Source organism: Micromonospora sp. NPDC049102, assembly GCF_043197485.1.
Lineage (GTDB): Bacteria > Actinomycetota > Actinomycetes > Mycobacteriales > Micromonosporaceae > Micromonospora.
Map to the genome: position 1 here is coordinate 330,021 of NZ_JBICTE010000002.1, position 16,632 is coordinate 346,652.

Sequence of the window (16,632 nt, forward strand, 5' to 3'; positions counted from 1 at the left end):
ACCGGGTAAGTCCGGTTCCGCTGCTCGGTTCACAATCGTTCGGGGGTTCGTATGCCGAGCAGGTGCAGGCCCTGCCGGAGCACCCGAGCGGTCAGATCGCAGAGCACCAGCCGGCTGTCCCGGACCGGCTTCTCCGCCCGCAGCAGGGGGCAGCGTTCGTAGAACGCGCTGAATGCCGCAGCCAGCCGGTACAGGTAGCTGGCGAGGTGATGGAACTCCAGGTTCTTCGCCACCTCGCCGACCACCCGACCGAAGCCGACAAGTTCGGTCGCAGGTGAGGAATGCTCAGCGCGGGCGGTCGTCGGACCGCCGGCGTCGCAGCGCGCCGAACAGGACGTCGGGGGACGCCGTCGGGAACGCGTACGAGCTGGACATGGCGCTAGCCTAACCAGCCGACCCGGGGGCCGCGCAACGTCATTGCCATCCGACCGTGGCAGCCATAGTGACGGCGGTCACAGTCTCTTGGGACCCGATCACGAGGGGGTCGTCGTCTTACCTGGCGTGAGACGAAGCCTGGACGCGGCGGACGAGCAGGAACTCGTCCGCCGGGTGGCCCACGGTGACCGGCGCGCGTTCGACGAGCTCTACCGGCGTACCGCGCCCTGGTTGGAGGTGCGGCTGCGGCGCCGGTGCGCCGACGCGGACGTGGTCGCCGACGTCCTCCAGGAGACCTACCTGACGGTGTGGCGGGCGGCGGGCAGCTTCGCCGGCGACCAGGTCAGCGGTAGCGCCGTCGGCTGGTTGTGGACCATCGCCGCGCACCGCCTGGTCGACGCGTTCCGGCGGCGCTCCCGGCAGGCACGGGTGCCGCAGGTGCATCCGGTCGAGATGGTCGTGCCCGCCGCCGAGGACGAGGTGCTGGCCGGCCGGGTGGGGCAGGAACTCGAACAGGCCCTCGCCGTGCTGCCACCCGAGGTCCGGGCGGTGCTGCGAGCCACCGTCCTGGACGGCTTCACCGTCCGCGAGACGTCCGTGCTGCTGGGCGTACCCGAGAACACCGTCAAGTCCCGGATCCGTCGCGCCCGGATCGTCCTGCGGGAGGCCCTGTCATGACCACGCATCCCACCCTCAACGACATCGACCGGTACGCCGACGGCGATGCCGGCCTCGACGAGGCGACCGTCTGGTCGATCGAGGTGCACCTGGAGACCTGCGCGGACTGCCGCGCCCGCCTCGCCGGCAGCACCACGGCCGAGTCGCGCGCCCTGGTCGCCGAGGTCGCGGCAGCCGTCGACCGGTCGATCGCCGCCGGCCCCGCCCCACGGTCCCGGAGCTTCCTCCGTACGCCGCTCCGGCAGCGCTGGTTCGTGGCGGCGCTGCTGCCCTGGGTCGCCATGACCGCCGGCGTGCTCGGCACCGCGGCCACGCTCACGTACTTCCTGTCCGAGTTGCCGTCGATCGTGCTGCTGCTGGCACCCCTGGCGCCGCTTCCCGGCGTCGCGGCGGCGTGGAGCAGACGCGGCGATCCGGCCTGGGAACTGGTGGTCGGCACCCCCTCGGCCGGTCTGGTGATGCTCCTGCGTCGTACCGCCGCGGTGCTCGTCCTCGTCATCCCGGTGCTCGCCGCGTTCGCCGTCTACGGCGCCAGCCGGGTGAACCCGGCGCTGATGCTGTTGCCGTGCCTGGCCTTCACCGCCGCCACACTGCTGCTCGGCTCCCTCGTCGGCGTCCGCCGCGCCGCGGTCGGCCTGATGGTGGCCTGGGCCGCCGTCGTGGTCGCGCCCAGCCTCGCGACCGCCAAACTGCCGGTGCTCCTGGAACCAGCAGCCGTCGGCGGCTGGGCCGTCGCCACTGTCGTGCTGGCCGCCCTGACTCTCCTTCGCGCCAACAGCTTCCGGCGCCTCACCTCGTTCTGAAGGGAACAATCATGCGAGCGGTGAGCACGGCCGAGACGGCCACCACCATCCACCCCTGGGCCATCCACGCCGAGGGGCTGAAGGTACGGGCCGGCCGGCACCTGGCCGTCGACGGGCTCGACCTGAGCCTGGCCACCGGGGTCCACGGCCTGCTGGGGCGCAACGGCGCGGGCAAGACGACGTTGATGCGTGCCCTCGCCACGGTGCTCAAGCCGTCCGGAGGCCGGCTCACCCTGCTCGGCAGTTCGGTGGACGGCCGCGCCGACCTGCGCCAGGCCCGGCGGGGACTGGGCTATCTGCCGCAGCACTTCGGCTACTACCCGCGGTTCACCGTGCGCGAGTTCGTGTCGTACATGGCCTGGTTGAAGGAGATGCCGAAGCCCGACATCCCGACGGCCGCGCAGCGCGCGATCGACCGCGTCGGGCTCAGCGCCAAGGCCGACGCCCGCCTCCGGACACTCTCCGGCGGGATGCTGCGCCGGGCGGGCGTCGCCCAGGCCATCGTCAACGACCCGCGGGTGCTGCTGCTGGACGAGCCGACCGTCGGCCTCGACCCCGAGCAACGCCTCGACCTGCGGGAGTTGCTGCGGGACCTGGGTACGGACGCCTGCGTGCTGGTCTCCACCCACCTCGTCGAGGACGTGGTCGCCGCCTGTACCGAGGTGGTGCTGATCAACGAGGGCCGGTTGGTGTGGCAGGGCACCCCGGCCGCCCTGGCCGGCGAGGGCGACGAACGGCACCCGGGCGACAGCCCCGCCGAACGCGGCTACTCCGCGCTGCTCCGCCGCCACGAGGAGGCCATCCGATGAGCGTCCTGCGGATCGAACTCCGGCGCTCCGCCGCGGCCGGTGCCGCGCTGCTCGCGTTGGCGGTCGGCGTCGCCGCCCTCTACATCGCCCCGGGACGCTGGTCGGAAGGATGGATGTCCCTCACCCTGACCATCAAGGAGTACATGCTCCTGCTCTGGCCGATCGCCCTCGCCGCCGGCGCGTGGCAGGGCCGCCGCGAGCACCGGGCCAAGGTCGGGGAACTGTTCGCCACCACACCCCGGTCCCGCGCCGGCCGGATGCTTCCGCTCCTCGTCGCGATGGGAGCCGCGCTCGGGCTCGCGTTCCTGCTGGTTCTCGGCGCGGGCGGCATGCGGATCGCCTCCACCGCCGCGTACGTCCCACCGGACGTCGTCGCCATCGCGATCGTCGGTGCGTTCTCCCTGGTCGCGGCCGCCTGGCTCGGACTGGGTATCGGGCGGCTGCTACCCGCTCTGGTGACGGCCCCCGTGCTCGCCGTGGCAGGTGTGCTGCTGGTCTTCTTCACCGCGATCATGCGGCCGGACTGGATGGGCGCGATCCTGTCACCCGCGTACGGCAGCACCCCGATCTACCCGTTCCAGACCATCGACCCGCGGGTCACCGCCGTGCTCGCCATCTTCATGGCCGGGCTCGCGCTGACCGGCGTACTCCTGCTGGTTGCCCAAGGTCCCCGGGCCTCGGTGGCCGCCGTACTGCCGGTGCTGCTCGGCTTCGGCGTCGCGGCGGCGATCGTCCCCCGCGACGAGGCGGCGCTCGTCGCGCCGGTCGACCCCGTCGCCCGTGAACTCGTCTGCACCGACGACGCGCCGAAGGTCTGCGTCACCCGGGTCAACGCGAACGTGCTGGACGCGCTGACCCCGCTCGCCCGCCAGGGCCTCTCCACCCTCGCCAAGATGCCGCACGCCCCCACGCAGGCGCACGAGGACAGGCGGGCCTTCCTCATCGGGGAGGTGCCCGGCCGCGACGGCGACATCGTCGAGATCGACGTCCGGATCGACGACCACGGCGGCCTGGCCCATCCCGACGCCGTGGTCCCGGAGATGGTGTTCGGCCTGGGCGCCGGATACGGCGGCCCGGACTGCGAGCGCAACAGCGCGGTCGAACGGGCCGCCGCCTACCACCTGCTCGGCCGCGAGCCGGTCTCCGACGTCGGTGTCATCCCCGAAATGATCGAGGAGGATCCGCAGCTCAATGCCGAGGCGGTCGCACTGTGGCAGGGCTTGCAGAAGCTGCCGGCCCCGGAGGCGCTCTCCCGCGTGACGGCGGTACGCGACGCGATCCTGGCGTGCCAGGACTCCACCGGACTGCTGTCGCGATGATCCTGCACCTCCGCGCACGACGCGTACCCCTGGCGCTGGCCGCGTCCGTGGGCGCCGCAGCCCTGATCTGGGCGCTGTGGCTGACGCTCGCGAAGGAGCGCGACGCCATCCTTCTGCTCGTCGTCCTGACGGTCATGCTGATGGTGGCCGTCCTGTCGACCACCCTGGCCGCCCCGGACGAAGACCTGGAACGCACGGCCGCGCTGTACTGGCCGTGGCGGCGAGCGCTGCACCTGCTGGCCGCACTGGCGCTCGTACTCGTCGTGCTCCTCGCCACCCAGACCACCGGCGCCCGTTTCGGCCCCGCCGCACTGGTGGTCCGCGATGCCGTCGGCCTGCTGGGCCTGACCGCGCTCTGCGCGACGGTCTCAGGCGCGGCCCGCGCCTGGTTCCTGCCCATGGGGTGGGCGGTCGTCGCCGCCATGTTCCCCCAGCCGGGCACGTGGGGGGCGCTCGCCACCTGGCCCGGCCAACCCCACGACAGTCGGTCGGCGGCGGCAGTCGCGGCCGTCCTGGCGATCACGGGCATCGTGGCGTACGCGATGCGCGGAGCCGCCCGACGCGAGTGACGGTGCAATCGACTCCCGCTCGGTCGCCAGCGCTCAGGACACCGCAAGCAGTCGGAACTCGCAGCGGGCGCCGCTGGCCTTGGCGAGCCGACCATCACCGGTCACGAGTGGGCAGGCCAACAACTCCGCCGCCGCGACGTAAGCCGCGTCGTACGCCGTGACATTGCCCCGCAACTGCCACATCCGGTCGAGCAGCACAGCGACGGCAACCTCGTCGATGACCAACGAAGGCAGGGTGCTGATCGCCTCCTGAGCTCGGGCAAGGCCCAGCTTGCCGCCGAGGACCTTGCCCGTGATCACGGACATGACCTCGACCAGCAGATGGCTCGGTGCGGCCCAGTGCGGATCTGCGGTCAACTCCGCTCGCGCCGCGTCGCCGACCGACCCGTCGTCGACCAGGGCGTCGGCCAGAACAGACGCATCCACGACGATCATGCAGCGCTTCCCCATGGTCCGCGCTGCTCCCGTTGCTCGTCCAACTCGGCCGCGCTCTCCCCCGGCAGGGCGCGAGCACCGTCGGATCGGCCGGCGAAGCGATCAAGGGCAGCCGTGTTGCGCAGCCGCCGAGCCTGCGTCTCCACCAGATCCAGCAGGTACGCCTGGAGGGACAGCCCGCGCGCCTTGGCCTGCGCCGCCAGGGCATCTCGTACTTCCTCCGGCACGTCCCGAATCTGGAGAGCAACCATGCATGCATTATGCATGCAGCACCACTCGTTCACCAGGAGATACGAGGGCGGCCAATTGAACTGCGGGAGAGTGGGCCGCCAGGGACTCGAACCCTGAACCCCTCTCGTGCAGCGTAGATCATCCTGAATCGGACAGAACTGGCCGCTGACCAGGGCGGCATTCCTCGACGCCTCTCGACGTTTTACGTGCCTTTCCGAGCTCAATTGTGCCGGATCTGTGCCCGATGATCATGCGGGGGCATCGAAGGCTATTGGCCTTCGGGCTTGACGAAGGTGCCTCTCTGTGGGACCACGAACAGCGCACCCTGATCAACCAGGACGGCGATCGCACGTCGCACGGTCGCCCGAGCGACGCCGTACTCCTGCACCAAGTGCGCCTCCGACGGGATTGCCCGGTTGGGTTGCCAGTCTCCGCGCTGGACCCGGGCCGCGAGGATGCCGGCCAGTTGGCGGTAGGGCGGCAGCGGTGCGCCGTGGTCGATGTGCGCGTCCGGGTCGAACTCCATACGCCTGACGCTAGAAGTCTCCACACTTGCGCCATCAACCTTCTACGTAGCTAGACGTAGGTAGACCACGATTGGTACGGTGCGGATAACCCGCTGTGCTGGTCGTAGAGGACCCGAACTCGCCCCGGTGCGGCGGTGCCCCCTGCCCGGCTGGGCTTCTTTGACTCGGCCGGGCAGGGCAACCTTCGAGCGGGAAGGGGCCGGCATGCCTACCGAGCAGGAGGGCCGCGCGTGGGCCAGACCGCAGCCCCGCTCGCCCAAGCCCGGCGAGGAACTATGGATTGACCGTGAAGCTTCGGTGCAGTTCCTGCGGCAGCGGTTCCGGTTTCGGGTGATCTCGGTGTGCCCGAAGCCGACCTATCGGGGCTGGGCCTGGGTGACGGGCTACCAGCTCGATGACCGGGGCAACGCCGTCGACAAGCGAGAGATCTTCGTTCAGCTAGCCGGTCTGCACCCCGTCTGGCGATCGACGTAGCACGCTGCACTGCCTTTGCCATCGCGTCACCGTCGTCCCACACGCCGTGGAGCGGGTCCGCCCTCCTGGACCAAGGTGGAGCACTCCACGACTGAACGACCTTGGACCAGGAGGGCGGATCTGCTCGGCTTAGCCTGGGACGATGGCGACGGGATGGCTTCCCCCTCAACCACCCTCCCGCCGCGTCTCCTGGTCACCCCTGGCCATCCCGGAGCCTGAGGCCCCCGCCGGAGGCACGCACTGACGCAGAAGGGCCGGATTCCCTGGTCAGGGGCCGGCCCTTCAGTCTGCGTCGGGTCAATACTCGAATAACTTCACGCTCATCGGCAGGCATCGGCGCGGACGTGACCACCACACCACGGGTAGGGGTCGACGCTCCAGACCCGCCACCCTCCACCGTCGCGGCGAGCCTCGAACTGCCACGGACGCGGGGTGCCGGTCATCGACATGCCGTCATCGCCCCACCACACCACTTGAACGCGCGTCACCACCTGGGCGCGGTCGCCGCCCTGGTCCTCAACGTCGAATACGCCCGCGCTGACCTTCGACGGCAGCGGGTCGGTCCGAGTGATGTCGCGCCGGAGATCGCGCCACTCATCGAGTAGCTCGTCTCGCTGCTGCGGTGCCAGTACCGCCCGTAGCCCGATCTCCTCCCCGGATGACAGGGCCAGCATGAAGACGTTCACGGCGGCGTCGGGCGCTGCCTGCCCCCTGTCGGCATCCGCTGTCTTCACGGCGAACCAGCTCACACCAGCAACAGCCGGACCGCCCACACACAGAGCTAGCCCGATCGCCAGATAGATCACCCAACGGCGCGGCCGGCGGCGTCGCGGTTCCTCCCCCAAGATCACCCGTGGCACGGTAGCCCAGCCACCGAATGACGACCACGACGGCGCGGCAGCATCCCCGCCAGGGCGAGCGGTCACCGCGAGTCGGCAACCGGGTAACCACGCCTCTCGGTCTCCAAAGCTGAGCCACAGACGCAGCCGGAAGCGCGCCCCGCAACGCGGAGCCCGACGCACCCGAAGCGCCCACGGCCGCGCGGGCATCCCGTCGAGGCCAGCGCCAGAACTGCCGTGCTCCTGGCGGCCATCGCCGCCGGCCCGCCTTGCCGCGTAGCCATGTCTACGGCTTTCCACCACCGCGCCGTGTGCGCCGGGGCGTGACCGGCCGCCAGGCCGCACGCGCGCCCCGGCGCGACACGGCGGCGGGCCGAAGGCCCGCCCTTGACCAAGTAAAGAAAGTCTGAACACACTCCATGCTCCAGCCTTTCGCTCCGGAGAGATGGAGTAGCTTGCACGCGGTTACGAAACGCGTCGTAGGTGCTGGACAATCATTTTCGCAGCTTCGGCTACGGATGCAGAGCCGGTGTCGATTCTGATGTCTGCATACGGAAGGCGAGCCGTTTGTTCAACTGCCGCGAAGCGCTGAGCGTCGTCTCCTGTCCCCCGAGACCGGATGCGGTCATAGAGCATGGCCGGCTGGCAGTACAGTTCAACCACCGTCCAGCGCGTATTTAGCGTGGAATCGCCGGCTACTGCTGCAACGGCCTCGGCCTGGCCAAGGTGGACAACTGGGACGCGGCCCGAGCTCCAAATCCGCTCAAGTCCTGGGCGATCAACAAAGTATGTTGAGCCGTACCGACTGTTCTCCCACAGAATCATTCCGGAGCTCCGGCGCAGGCGCTCGGCTTCTTCTTGGCTGATCATTCGATAGCCTGTGCTCCTTCCGCCACCAGCCTTGAGGCGCATGAAGTGCTCGAACAGGGGTTCACCGCGAACGAGCTCAGCGGTAATAGTGTCCTTGCCGGTGGCTGGAGCGCCGTAGAGAATCAGGCCTTTCCTCATCGCTGCGCAAGCTTACTAATTAGCTCCGCTGCCTGGTCTTGCAGCGGCTTAGCCCCTGCGGAGTTGTCAACTATTGCATGCGGGATCTTGGGCTCAAAAGCGAGATCGAGGCGACTGACGTATTCCGCCCAGTTTCCGAGCTTGTAGTCATCTCGCGCAGCCCCGCGACGCCGGATGTACATTTGCATAGTCTCCGCGTCGCAGCGCACCCAGACGACCTGGAGCGTCCCATTGTGGGCAGCAACGGTAGCCGCCAATCGGTCACACCATGCTTTATCGCGAAGTTCCATAATGAACGGCGCTGTCACAATCACGGATGAGCCACATTGCAAGTTCTCTGTCATAGCCGCAAGTAGGGCCTCGTATTCCGCCGGCCTAATGAGTGTCAGATAGGTCTCCGACTCTCGATCATGCGGGGACTGCCCCAGCCGCTCAAGCGCCGCCTCGACCACTGGCCGCGTAGTCGTGTCCTTGTCGAGGATTGCCCAACCTGCTTGGCGAGCGATGATGCGCCCAAGCTCCGTCTTACCTGAACCTGCGTACCCCCCAATGAGGATCACTCGGGACCCCGCCTTGCTTGCGGCTCCTTCGGGGTTGTTGACGATTCGGCTGGAGCGCGCGCGGTTGATGACCAGCCCTTCATCCGCGAGGATCGACATTGCCCGATTGATCGTGGCAACGCTGGTCTTCCAGGATTCAGCGAGCGCCCTGGTGCCGGGCAGCTGCCGCCCATGAGCGAACCGGCCGGCCTGAATGTCGTTCCGGATCGCCTGCGCGATGACGAGAGCGCTCGTCCCCCTCTGTAGCACGTCCTGCGGGTCTGACTGGGCGGTCATCGGACTCCTTGTCTTAGCAACTGGTCGCCTAGCGACGAGGGCACTCTCCGCCGGCCTGCCCATCGAGTTCTCGCAGCTCAGACGGCTTGAATATGAATCAGAGTGTATCTGTTGACCCACACTGAATCAACCTGTTACGCTCTGATCCAAGCTGCTCCGATCTGTTACATCGGGCGGAGCAGGTGTGGACGTAGTGCCCGGCTGAAGCCGACGAGACACGCGAGAACAACGAGAGACAAGCCGAAGGAGAACGAGGCGACATGCGGAACATCCCGGTGAACATGAGCGGCTTCAAGCTGCGGGTGGTGGAGGAGCCGTCGATCAAGGCGGATCAGGATGGGAAGGTGCTTACGGCGTACGGCACGAGTGACCCGCTGTACACGGTGGCGGTGTTCGCCAAGCCTGTTGCTACCGAGGACGGCTACCGGGGCAAGGGTGAGGAACTGAAGATCACGCTGTCGGCCGACCCGGGGCAGATCGATGAGGGTGACCTCGTGGAGCTGATCGGGGCCACGGTGTCGCACTGGGAGCGTGACGGCAAGTCGGGGCTGTCGTGGAAGGCGAAGGGCGTCAAGCCGGTCACTAAGCCGGCTGCCAAGTAGAGCTTTTCGCCCCGCCCCTTTTCTGGTGGGTGATCCGTTCGAGTCGGGTCGGGGCACTTCTTGTCAAGGCAATACGGCCGGCATTCGGTCGCATCCTGGACAAGCTTGCTATTTGACAATTCCACAGTGGCTAGATTCTTGCCTAAAATCGCTCATTAAACAATTTACTGATTAGATTTTCGAAAGGAGGTTGTGATGTCTGATTTCGAGTTGATCCTTATCGGCCTGCTGATGGTGTCGGTGTTGGTGAACGTTGGTCTGATTCGTCGTGAGACGCGGCGTTGGCGTCGGGTGTGGCGTCTGTCCGGTCGGGAGTAGTCGCCTGGTCGGTGGTTTCTATCCGCCCCTTGGAGCACGTTTTCGGGGGCGGGTGGTGCCTGCCGAATGGGTGGGCTGCCAACCGGAAAGGGGCGGCGTGTGGATGTGGTGCCGGAGATCGTGAAGTCGTGGACGGGCCGGTCTCGCTATGAGGCGCTGGTCGGCAACGCGCAGGGTTTGGCGTTGCTGCTGGACGGGGTGAACAGCCTGATCAAGGCGTGTGAGCCGCCTGCGGGGACGCTGTACCAGTTCGCGGCCCGAGTGGAGGATTTGGAGGACGCGCACAAGCAGACCGTTGATGTGCTGCGGGCGTTCATGACGCGGGTGAAGACGTACGAGGCGGATTTGATCGCGAAGCCGTGGAAGGTGAATTGATGTCCTATCGGGTCAGTGACACCTATGACGGTATTGATCAGGCGATGCGGTTGCTTCGCGGGTCGATGAAGGGAATGCCCGAGCGGTACCGCTACATGAAGCATTACGACGACCTTCGTCGGGCGGTTGCGGTGCTGCTGATCCTCCTGGAGGAAGCGGCTCCGTGGATGGAGGAAACCGACAAGGCGAAGCAGGCCACGACGCGGGCGAGGAAGTTGTTCGCGGCGGTGCGCTGACAGGTAGTTGTTCGACCCCGAAAAGGCCCGGATCGGCGTTGTCTGGTCCGGGCCTTTTCGCGTGCCCATTTCGAGATGACTTTCTGAATTTTTGAGGCGGTGTGTGGTAGTGGGGAAGCAGCGTAATCAGGGGTGGGAATGGCGGGTCGCGGGGTGGGCCGCACGGCACCCGGGTTTCGTGGCCGCTCCGGCGGCGGTGACCGCTGGCGTCGCGCACTTCGGACCGACCACGACCGGTGGTGTGGCGGCGGGTGTGCTCGCGGCGGGCGTGGGCTGGTACCGGGGCCACCCGGACTCCTGGGCGACGGTGGCGGCACCGAGGTTGCGGGCGTGGCGTCGGCGGTGGCTGTCGCGGGTGTACGTGGGTCCGGCGTGGGCTCGGGTGACCGAGGCGTGCGGCCTGGTCACGGTGCACCGGGTCACCGGCGTGATCAACACCCCGCGCATCATCCGCATCCGGTCGCACTCCCCGTCCACCGAGACGGTCTACGTGCGGCTGCTGCTGGGCCAGACCCCGAAGCTGTGGGAAGAGGCGGCCGAGGCCCTGGCGGTGGCGCTCAAGGCAGAGCGGGTCGGTATTGAGAAGGTTCGCCCGCAGGTGATCGCGTTGATCGTGCAGCGCTCGGAGCCGTTCGGGCAGGTGATCGTTCCGCCGGACCTGCCGGCAGACGCGGACGCGGCGAGCCTCGGGCGGGTGTATCTGGGTGAGACGGAGTACGGCAACGACTGGTACGCGCCGCTGATCGGTCAACACTGGCTGATCTCCGGAGCGACGGGTTCGGGTAAGAACTCGGTGACGTGGATGGCGTTGCGGGCCTGCGCGCCGCTGATCCGTGACGGCCTGGTCCGGCTGCACGTGGTCAACCCCAAGGGCACCGAACTCAACGCCCTGCGGTCGGTGTCGTACCGGTACGCCGAAGCCGATGCCGACATCGTGGACGTGGTGTCCGGGTTCTGGAGCGTGATGCAGGACCGTAAGAAGGTCCTTGCGGAGCAGGGTCGGCGCACGTTCGAGATGTCCCGCGAAACCCCCCTGGACCTGTTGATCATTGACGAGCTCGGCGCGGTGACCGGGTACGGCGACCGGTCACTCACCAAGGGCGTCCAGGCGGTGTTTCCGCTGATCCTGTCGCAGGCTCGGGCGTTGGGCGGCAGCGTGATCGGCGCGCTTCAGGAGCCCACCAAGGACGTGATCCCGCAACGGGATCTGTTCTCCCTGCGGGTGTGCCTGCGGGCCACCTCGGCCGGACACGTCGACATGGTCCTTGGTGAGGACATGCGCCGCCGGGGCGCTCTGGCCGACGAGATCCCCAACGAGGCCGCGTCGGCCGGTATCGGGTTCGTGGTCAAACAGCGCTCGCGGACCCCGATGCGGGTGCGGGCGGCGTACTGCGACGACGCCGACATCGCCGAGCTCGTGCGGGTCGCCGGCTGGCCCCACACCGAACTCAGCACCACGACGGCGGGGTGAATCCCTTGCCCAGCAACAACAACAGCGACACGCCGCAGGACGCCAAACCGCCTCGGCCGGTTCGGAAGCTGACCAAACGCCTCGACGTGGCTCGTCAGCTCCACGAGCTGGAGAAGGATTCCGCGCTGGACATCGTGGACATCGAACGGCTACGCCAGAGCGTCACCCGCTGCCTGTGGCTGTTCCTCGCCGTCGGATCGGCGTTCACCACAACCGGCGTTCAAGACTTCCTCGCCGGTCACCTCACCCCCGCCGATCCGGTGTGGTGGGGCTGCTGGGGCGTCGAGCCGTGCCTTGTCGGCATCCTCATCACGATCCTGCGCTGGGAAGCCGCGATGATCGCCCGAAGCATCGACATCGACTCCCGGGCCGTCGACTGGCTCAAGCGGTTCCTACTCGGCTCCACCCTCGTCATGAACGTGATCCCGGCGGTGTTCCCCCGCGAAGGCGGCATCAGCGCGGGCATGCTCGCCGCGCACTTCATGGTCCCGATCCTCGTGTTCTTCCTCGCCGAAGTCATGCCGATCGTGCAGGCACGCTGCACCCAAGCACGCCGGGCCGTCACCCTCACCCCCACCCCAGCACCCGTCCCGGCTCCGGCACCCGCTCCGGCTCCGGCTCCGGCTCCGGCTCTCGTGCCGGCCGACATGGCGGAACCGGTCGCCGTAGCACCCGCTGCTGCTGTGCAACCTGCGGCGTTGGACGGGCTCGGAATTCCGACCGGGATGCAGGCCCAGATTCAGCAGCTCGTGATGGAGCTGGACGCACCGGTTACCGCCGCTGACATCCAGCGGGCTACCCGGCTGCCTCTGCCGATCGCCGCGCGGGTTGCCGAACGGCTTACCCCCGCGCTCAACGGCCACGCCCACTAACTCACCCCGTCCGGCTCGGGCCTGCCGTGCTTCTGCGCTCGCACGGCAGGCCCCTCCCCTGCTCGCTCTCACCCACCAGGCGGACTGACTATGCCCTCCGACCACACGACCACAACCACGGCCAGCGATGCCCTTCGACACCTCGGCGTCAGCAACCGCAACGACGCCCGCCGACTTCTCGCCAGCTACGCCCGACGCCACGAGATGAGCGCCGAAGAGATGCAACAGGTCCTCGACGAGTTCCCGGCCCGACGCGCGGTCACCCGCAGCACCCATTGAGCTCCCCTCTCGCCCCAACCTGCCGTGCTTCCCGCGCTGAAGCACGGCAGGTCCGTCTCCGAAAGGAGAAACCTGATGGCGCTACCCCCACGCCCGGCATACGACGCCGAAGCGGCCCTAACGCAATGGATGCGCACCCCCGCCTACAAGGAATGGCGGACCGGCGTCGAGAGCGTCAAAGGCTGCCGGCAACCGGTCCGGCTGGTCGGCAAGTTCGAGGTTCGCCACACCGGCAGCGGTGATCTGATCGCCTCCCGACACGGCAAGGTCTGGGCGTCCTGCGGCACCCGCCGTGCGGCCGTCTGCCCGACCTGCGCCGACCGGTACGCCGCCGACGCTTGGCACCTCATTCACGCGGGCATAGCCGGCGGCAAAGGCGTTCCGGACACCGTCGCCCGGTCCACGCGGCTGTTCGTCACCCTCACCGCCCCATCGTTCGGCCCGGTGCACAACCGGCCCGGCAAGCGGCCGTGCTCCTGCGGACGCTGGCACCCCGAAGGACTTCCGCTCCTGGGTAGCCCGATCGACCCGGCAACCTACGACTACACCGGAGCCGTGCTGTGGCAGGCGCACAGCGGCCAACTCTGGCACCGGTTCACCATCGCGCTACGCCGCGCCGTCGCCGCCGCTGGCGGACTCACCGTCCGCGCCTCCAGCGCACACCTGCGCATCTCCTACGCCAAAGTCGCCGAGTACCAGCGGCGCGGCCTGGTGCACTTCCACGCGGTCATCCGCGCCGATGGCCCCACCGGGCCGGACTCGTCACCCCCGGTGTGGCTCACCCCCGACGTTTTCACGGACGCGGTGCGGGCCGCGGCTTCCTCCGTCGAGCTGGACACCATCCGACCGGACGGGACCTCGCTGCCTCTGCGGTGGGGAAAGCAGGTCGACGTCAAGGACATCACGACCACCGACATCGGCATCGACGACGCGGACGACGACGAGGACCAGGCCGTGGCCGACACCCGGCTAGCCGGCTACATCGCCAAGTACGCCACGAAAGGCACCGGTGCCACCGAGACCGGAGACCGGCGCATCCGCTCACAGATGCACATCGACCGGCTACAGGTCTCCGCGCATCACCGGGCGATGATCCAAACCGCGTGGGACCTCGGCGGACTCGACCAATACGCCGATCTGAAACTGCGTCACTGGGCGCACATGCTCGGCTTTCGAGGCCACTTTCTTACCAAATCGCGGATCTACTCCACGACCTTCAAGAACCTGCGCGCTGAGCGTCGAACTCACCAGATCCGCACGGCACTTAGCGACGCCGGTCTGCCCGAAGAAACCGACGTCTTGGTCGTCAATGACTGGCAGATCCTCGGAATCGGCTACGACACCCCCGAACAGCTCGAACTTGCCACCGCGATTGGTGACCGCATTCGAGCGGCACGACAGAACGCCAGAAAGGAACCCCGATGACCACCCCCACCACCGAACGCCTGTGGAGCGTCACCGACGTCTCGGCGTTCCTCGGCATCCCCGTCGGCACCCTCTACCAATGGCGTCACCGCCGAACCGGCCCCCGCGCGTCTCGTGTCGGCCGACACCTCCGCTACGACCCCGCCGACGTGCGGGCCTGGTTCACTGACAAGGCGGCCTGACATGCCCATCGATGACCTGTGGTACCTGACGAAGCGCGGGCCAGATAAGAAGCGGCTCCCCTCGAAGCGGCACGGTCGCGGCAAGCGGTGGCGAGTGCGCTACACCGACGCCGCCGACGAGCCCCGGGAACGACTGTTTGAGCGCAAGGTTGACGCGGAAGCCTTCGACTTGGAATGCCGTTCGGGCGTCGCGGCCGAGGTGAAGGCCAAGCGGGACATAGACCGGCTGGTGTTCGCTGAGTACGCGCAGCGGTGGCGGGAATCGAGGGAGTCAGGTTGGGCCACGGAGACGCGGCGGCGTATCCCGCAGAACCTGCGTAAGCACATCCTGCCCGTCTTCGGCGAGAAGCCCATCGGGTCCATCAACCTCACGGACGTGCTGGCCTGGCTGGGCCGGCTACTCGATGACGGCACACCGAAGTCGTCAGTCAGTCTGTACTTCGGGCTGTTCAAGACCATCATGAACGCCGCCGTTATCGACAAGGTTATTCCCGACAACCCCTGCAACGGGGTGAAGCTCGCGCAAATCCTGCGTGGTCTGTCGCGGGCACCGAAGTGGGTTCCCACCGGCGACCAGGTGCTCAAGCTCGCTGAGGTGGTGCCACGCCGTTTCCGGGCCGCTGTTTGGTTGGGGGCAGGGGAGGGGCTTCGCCTCGGTGAGGTGTTGGGCCTGGAGGCTGGGACGCGCTGTGCGAACTACGACCGTGGAGAGCTGCACGTCGTTCAGCAGTTGCGGCACTCGCCGGAGCACTTCGGCGGCTTCTACCTCTCGCAGCCTAAGAGCGGTTCCACTGGCACGGTAGACCTGGACGCTGTGGTCGCCGAGGAGCTGACCGCACATCTCGGCGACGTCGGTCCGGTCGAGTTCGAGCTTCCCGACATCACCACAGGAGAGCGGCTGACTCGTCCGGTAGCCGTCGTGTTCACCTCGGCCCGAGGGAAGCTGCTGACCGACACTTACTGGTCGGAGTTGTGGGCGGGCTGGCGCGAGGCGGCCGGCTGGCCGAAGGAAGGAACCTTCCACTCCCTGCGTCACTTCTTCGCTACGACGCTGATGAGCAACGGCGTTGAGCCCCAGGAGGTGCAGAAGGCGCTACGGCACGCCAACTTGCGGATCACGCTGGAGACCTACGTCCACTGGCTGCCGAAGAAGGACCGCCCGCGCGGCCTGGTCGGCAACCTCCTGCGGCAGGCAGACGGCCAGCGGCGGGAACCCTCCACCGGCCAAGATCGGATCTAGGTTGTGCCCTGGTTGTGCCCGATGATCTTCACCAGACGTTTTCGCAGCTCAGAAGGGGTAAAGAGTGGGCCGCCAGGGACTCGAACCCTGAACCTATGGATTAAAAGTCCACAGCTCTGCCATTGAGCTAGCGGCCCGCGCGCTCAGGTTACCTGACAGTCGGCGATGCCGGCTCTCGGCTTCCGGCCGGTCGTCGCCACCTCGTCAGCGCACCTGATCAACACCAGACCGGCGCTGTGGCGGTGTCCGGGGCGGGGGATAGCCCCAGGTCGGCGATGTGGAGTGGGTCAAGCAGCGAGCCGTGGAGTGGGTCAAGCAGCGAGTGGGTGGAGTGGATCAAGAAACGGGCGGTGGAGCGGGTCGAGCGGTGGGCGGGCGTGCATGGCCAGGGGTGGTCGGGGAATGGAAACGGTCATGAGGGCGACCGGCAGCCCGGCCGTGGCGGCGTCCGGGGAGGAGATCGGGCCGGACGGCGTACGTCAGCCGGGCGGGGAGGTGCACGCCTGGCTGCCCGGCCAGAACCAGACGGTCTGCGGCCTGGCCCTGAGCCGTACCCGGCTGCGTCGCTTTCCGCACGTGCGCTTCGACTACTCGGGCACCGACGTGCTCACCGAAACTGACGCGGTGGGTTGGATCTGCCCGCGCTGCCTGGCGGCCACGACTGGCCGGCGCGGCAAGGAGAAGCACGGCTGGGTCCGGAACTCCCCTCGCCCTTGATCGACTCGGCTT

General features: G+C 67.9%; 23 protein-coding genes, 1 tRNA gene and 1 pseudogene. 17 read left to right on the forward strand and 8 right to left on the reverse strand.

Annotated features, from left to right (window positions below):
- Positions 1-29 precede the first annotated feature (29 nt).
- Positions 30-290, reverse strand: a pseudogene (locus ACGFH9_RS04155) (DALR anticodon-binding domain-containing protein); the annotation flags it as partial.
- 211 nt (positions 291-501) lie between these two features.
- On the opposite strand from ACGFH9_RS04155, the gene ACGFH9_RS04160 reads away from it, so the two are divergent.
- Genes ACGFH9_RS04160 through ACGFH9_RS04180 form a run of 5 tightly spaced genes read left to right on the forward strand, consistent with a single transcriptional unit; the run spans position 502 to position 4,553 of the window.
- Entirely contained in the window at positions 502-1,053 is a 552-nt protein-coding gene (locus tag ACGFH9_RS04160) for a sigma-70 family RNA polymerase sigma factor (RefSeq protein ID WP_355246403.1), read from the forward strand.
- Positions 1,050-1,856 carry a zf-HC2 domain-containing protein gene (locus tag ACGFH9_RS04165; RefSeq protein ID WP_393214981.1) on the forward strand — a complete coding sequence of 269 codons (807 nt, stop codon included), beginning with the start codon at positions 1,050-1,052 and terminating at the stop codon, positions 1,854-1,856. Before ACGFH9_RS04160 ends, ACGFH9_RS04165 begins: the two co-directional genes overlap by 4 nt.
- 11 nt (positions 1,857-1,867) lie before the next feature.
- Positions 1,868-2,665, forward strand: coding sequence for an ATP-binding cassette domain-containing protein (locus ACGFH9_RS04170; protein WP_393214984.1), 798 nt, complete (start codon positions 1,868-1,870; stop codon positions 2,663-2,665).
- On the forward strand, positions 2,662-3,984 hold the full coding sequence (locus tag ACGFH9_RS04175) for a hypothetical protein (RefSeq protein WP_393214987.1): 1,323 nt from the start codon (positions 2,662-2,664) through the stop codon (positions 3,982-3,984). The genes ACGFH9_RS04170 and ACGFH9_RS04175 overlap by 4 nt, the downstream gene beginning before the upstream one ends.
- Positions 3,981-4,553 (forward strand): hypothetical protein, encoded by a 573-nt coding sequence (locus tag ACGFH9_RS04180; RefSeq protein WP_393214990.1) that lies wholly within the window; start codon positions 3,981-3,983, stop codon positions 4,551-4,553. Before ACGFH9_RS04175 ends, ACGFH9_RS04180 begins: the two co-directional genes overlap by 4 nt.
- Before the next feature lie 33 nt (positions 4,554-4,586).
- Here ACGFH9_RS04180 and ACGFH9_RS04185 read toward each other — a convergent pair whose 3' ends face one another.
- From ACGFH9_RS04185 to ACGFH9_RS04195, 3 genes are all read right to left on the reverse strand, one after another.
- On the reverse strand, positions 4,587-5,003 hold the full coding sequence (locus ACGFH9_RS04185; RefSeq protein ID WP_393214993.1) for a type II toxin-antitoxin system VapC family toxin: 417 nt from the start codon (positions 5,001-5,003) through the stop codon (positions 4,587-4,589).
- Complete coding sequence (locus ACGFH9_RS04190) at positions 4,985-5,239, reverse strand: hypothetical protein (protein ID WP_393214998.1); 255 nt, start codon at positions 5,237-5,239, stop codon at positions 4,985-4,987. The genes ACGFH9_RS04185 and ACGFH9_RS04190 overlap by 19 nt, the downstream gene beginning before the upstream one ends.
- Positions 5,240-5,487: 248 nt before the next feature.
- Positions 5,488-5,745, reverse strand: coding sequence for a GntR family transcriptional regulator (locus tag ACGFH9_RS04195; RefSeq protein WP_393215001.1), 258 nt, complete (start codon positions 5,743-5,745; stop codon positions 5,488-5,490).
- A 205-nt stretch (positions 5,746-5,950) separates the two neighbouring features.
- Between ACGFH9_RS04195 and ACGFH9_RS04200 the strand changes: the two genes are divergently transcribed.
- The gene (locus tag ACGFH9_RS04200) at positions 5,951-6,220 is read left to right on the forward strand and encodes a hypothetical protein (protein ID WP_393215004.1); all 270 of its coding nucleotides are present in this window, start codon (positions 5,951-5,953) and stop codon (positions 6,218-6,220) included.
- Between the two features lie 320 nt (positions 6,221-6,540).
- Here the strand turns inward: ACGFH9_RS04200 and ACGFH9_RS04205 are convergent, their stop codons facing one another.
- From ACGFH9_RS04205 to ACGFH9_RS04215, 3 genes are all read right to left on the reverse strand, one after another.
- Entirely contained in the window at positions 6,541-7,071 is a 531-nt protein-coding gene (locus ACGFH9_RS04205; RefSeq protein ID WP_393215007.1) for a hypothetical protein, read from the reverse strand.
- A gap of 453 nt (positions 7,072-7,524) precedes the next feature.
- Positions 7,525-8,067: a kinase gene (locus ACGFH9_RS04210; RefSeq protein ID WP_393215010.1), complete on the reverse strand. Its 543-nt coding sequence runs from the start codon at positions 8,065-8,067 to the stop codon at positions 7,525-7,527.
- Complete coding sequence (locus tag ACGFH9_RS04215) at positions 8,064-8,903, reverse strand: AAA family ATPase (RefSeq protein ID WP_393215013.1); 840 nt, start codon at positions 8,901-8,903, stop codon at positions 8,064-8,066. Before ACGFH9_RS04215 ends, ACGFH9_RS04210 begins: the two co-directional genes overlap by 4 nt.
- A 260-nt stretch (positions 8,904-9,163) precedes the next feature.
- On the opposite strand from ACGFH9_RS04215, the gene ACGFH9_RS04220 reads away from it, so the two are divergent.
- From ACGFH9_RS04220 to ACGFH9_RS04265, 10 genes are all read left to right on the forward strand, one after another.
- Positions 9,164-9,505 carry a hypothetical protein gene (locus tag ACGFH9_RS04220; RefSeq protein ID WP_393215015.1) on the forward strand — a complete coding sequence of 114 codons (342 nt, stop codon included), beginning with the start codon at positions 9,164-9,166 and terminating at the stop codon, positions 9,503-9,505.
- A gap of 195 nt (positions 9,506-9,700) precedes the next feature.
- Positions 9,701-9,823, forward strand: coding sequence for a hypothetical protein (locus ACGFH9_RS04225; RefSeq protein ID WP_393215018.1), 123 nt, complete (start codon positions 9,701-9,703; stop codon positions 9,821-9,823).
- 99 nt (positions 9,824-9,922) lie between these two features.
- Entirely contained in the window at positions 9,923-10,198 is a 276-nt protein-coding gene (locus ACGFH9_RS04230; protein ID WP_393215021.1) for a hypothetical protein, read from the forward strand.
- Entirely contained in the window at positions 10,198-10,434 is a 237-nt protein-coding gene (locus tag ACGFH9_RS04235) for a hypothetical protein (RefSeq protein ID WP_151488744.1), read from the forward strand. The genes ACGFH9_RS04230 and ACGFH9_RS04235 overlap by 1 nt, the downstream gene beginning before the upstream one ends.
- Before the next feature lie 382 nt (positions 10,435-10,816).
- Positions 10,817-11,905 carry an FtsK/SpoIIIE domain-containing protein gene (locus tag ACGFH9_RS04240; RefSeq protein WP_393215272.1) on the forward strand — a complete coding sequence of 363 codons (1,089 nt, stop codon included), beginning with the start codon at positions 10,817-10,819 and terminating at the stop codon, positions 11,903-11,905.
- A 5-nt stretch (positions 11,906-11,910) separates the two neighbouring features.
- Positions 11,911-12,777, forward strand: coding sequence for a hypothetical protein (locus tag ACGFH9_RS04245; protein ID WP_393215025.1), 867 nt, complete (start codon positions 11,911-11,913; stop codon positions 12,775-12,777).
- Between the two features lie 90 nt (positions 12,778-12,867).
- On the forward strand, positions 12,868-13,056 hold the full coding sequence (locus ACGFH9_RS04250) for a hypothetical protein (protein WP_393215028.1): 189 nt from the start codon (positions 12,868-12,870) through the stop codon (positions 13,054-13,056).
- A 129-nt stretch (positions 13,057-13,185) separates the two neighbouring features.
- Positions 13,186-14,481, forward strand: coding sequence for a replication initiator (locus tag ACGFH9_RS04255; RefSeq protein ID WP_393215275.1), 1,296 nt, complete (start codon positions 13,186-13,188; stop codon positions 14,479-14,481).
- On the forward strand, positions 14,478-14,663 hold the full coding sequence (locus tag ACGFH9_RS04260; RefSeq protein WP_393215031.1) for a helix-turn-helix transcriptional regulator: 186 nt from the start codon (positions 14,478-14,480) through the stop codon (positions 14,661-14,663). The genes ACGFH9_RS04255 and ACGFH9_RS04260 overlap by 4 nt, the downstream gene beginning before the upstream one ends.
- 1 nt (position 14,664) lies before the next feature.
- Positions 14,665-15,903: a tyrosine-type recombinase/integrase gene (locus ACGFH9_RS04265; protein ID WP_393215034.1), complete on the forward strand. Its 1,239-nt coding sequence runs from the start codon at positions 14,665-14,667 to the stop codon at positions 15,901-15,903.
- A 65-nt stretch (positions 15,904-15,968) separates the two neighbouring features.
- On the opposite strand, the gene ACGFH9_RS04270 is transcribed toward ACGFH9_RS04265, so the two are convergent.
- Positions 15,969-16,040, reverse strand: a tRNA-Lys gene (locus ACGFH9_RS04270).
- Positions 16,041-16,317: 277 nt separating this feature from the next.
- On the opposite strand from ACGFH9_RS04270, the gene ACGFH9_RS04275 reads away from it, so the two are divergent.
- A complete protein-coding gene (locus ACGFH9_RS04275) occupies positions 16,318-16,620 on the forward strand; it encodes a hypothetical protein (protein WP_393215037.1) in 303 nt (100 codons plus the stop codon).
- Positions 16,621-16,632 lie beyond the last annotated feature (12 nt).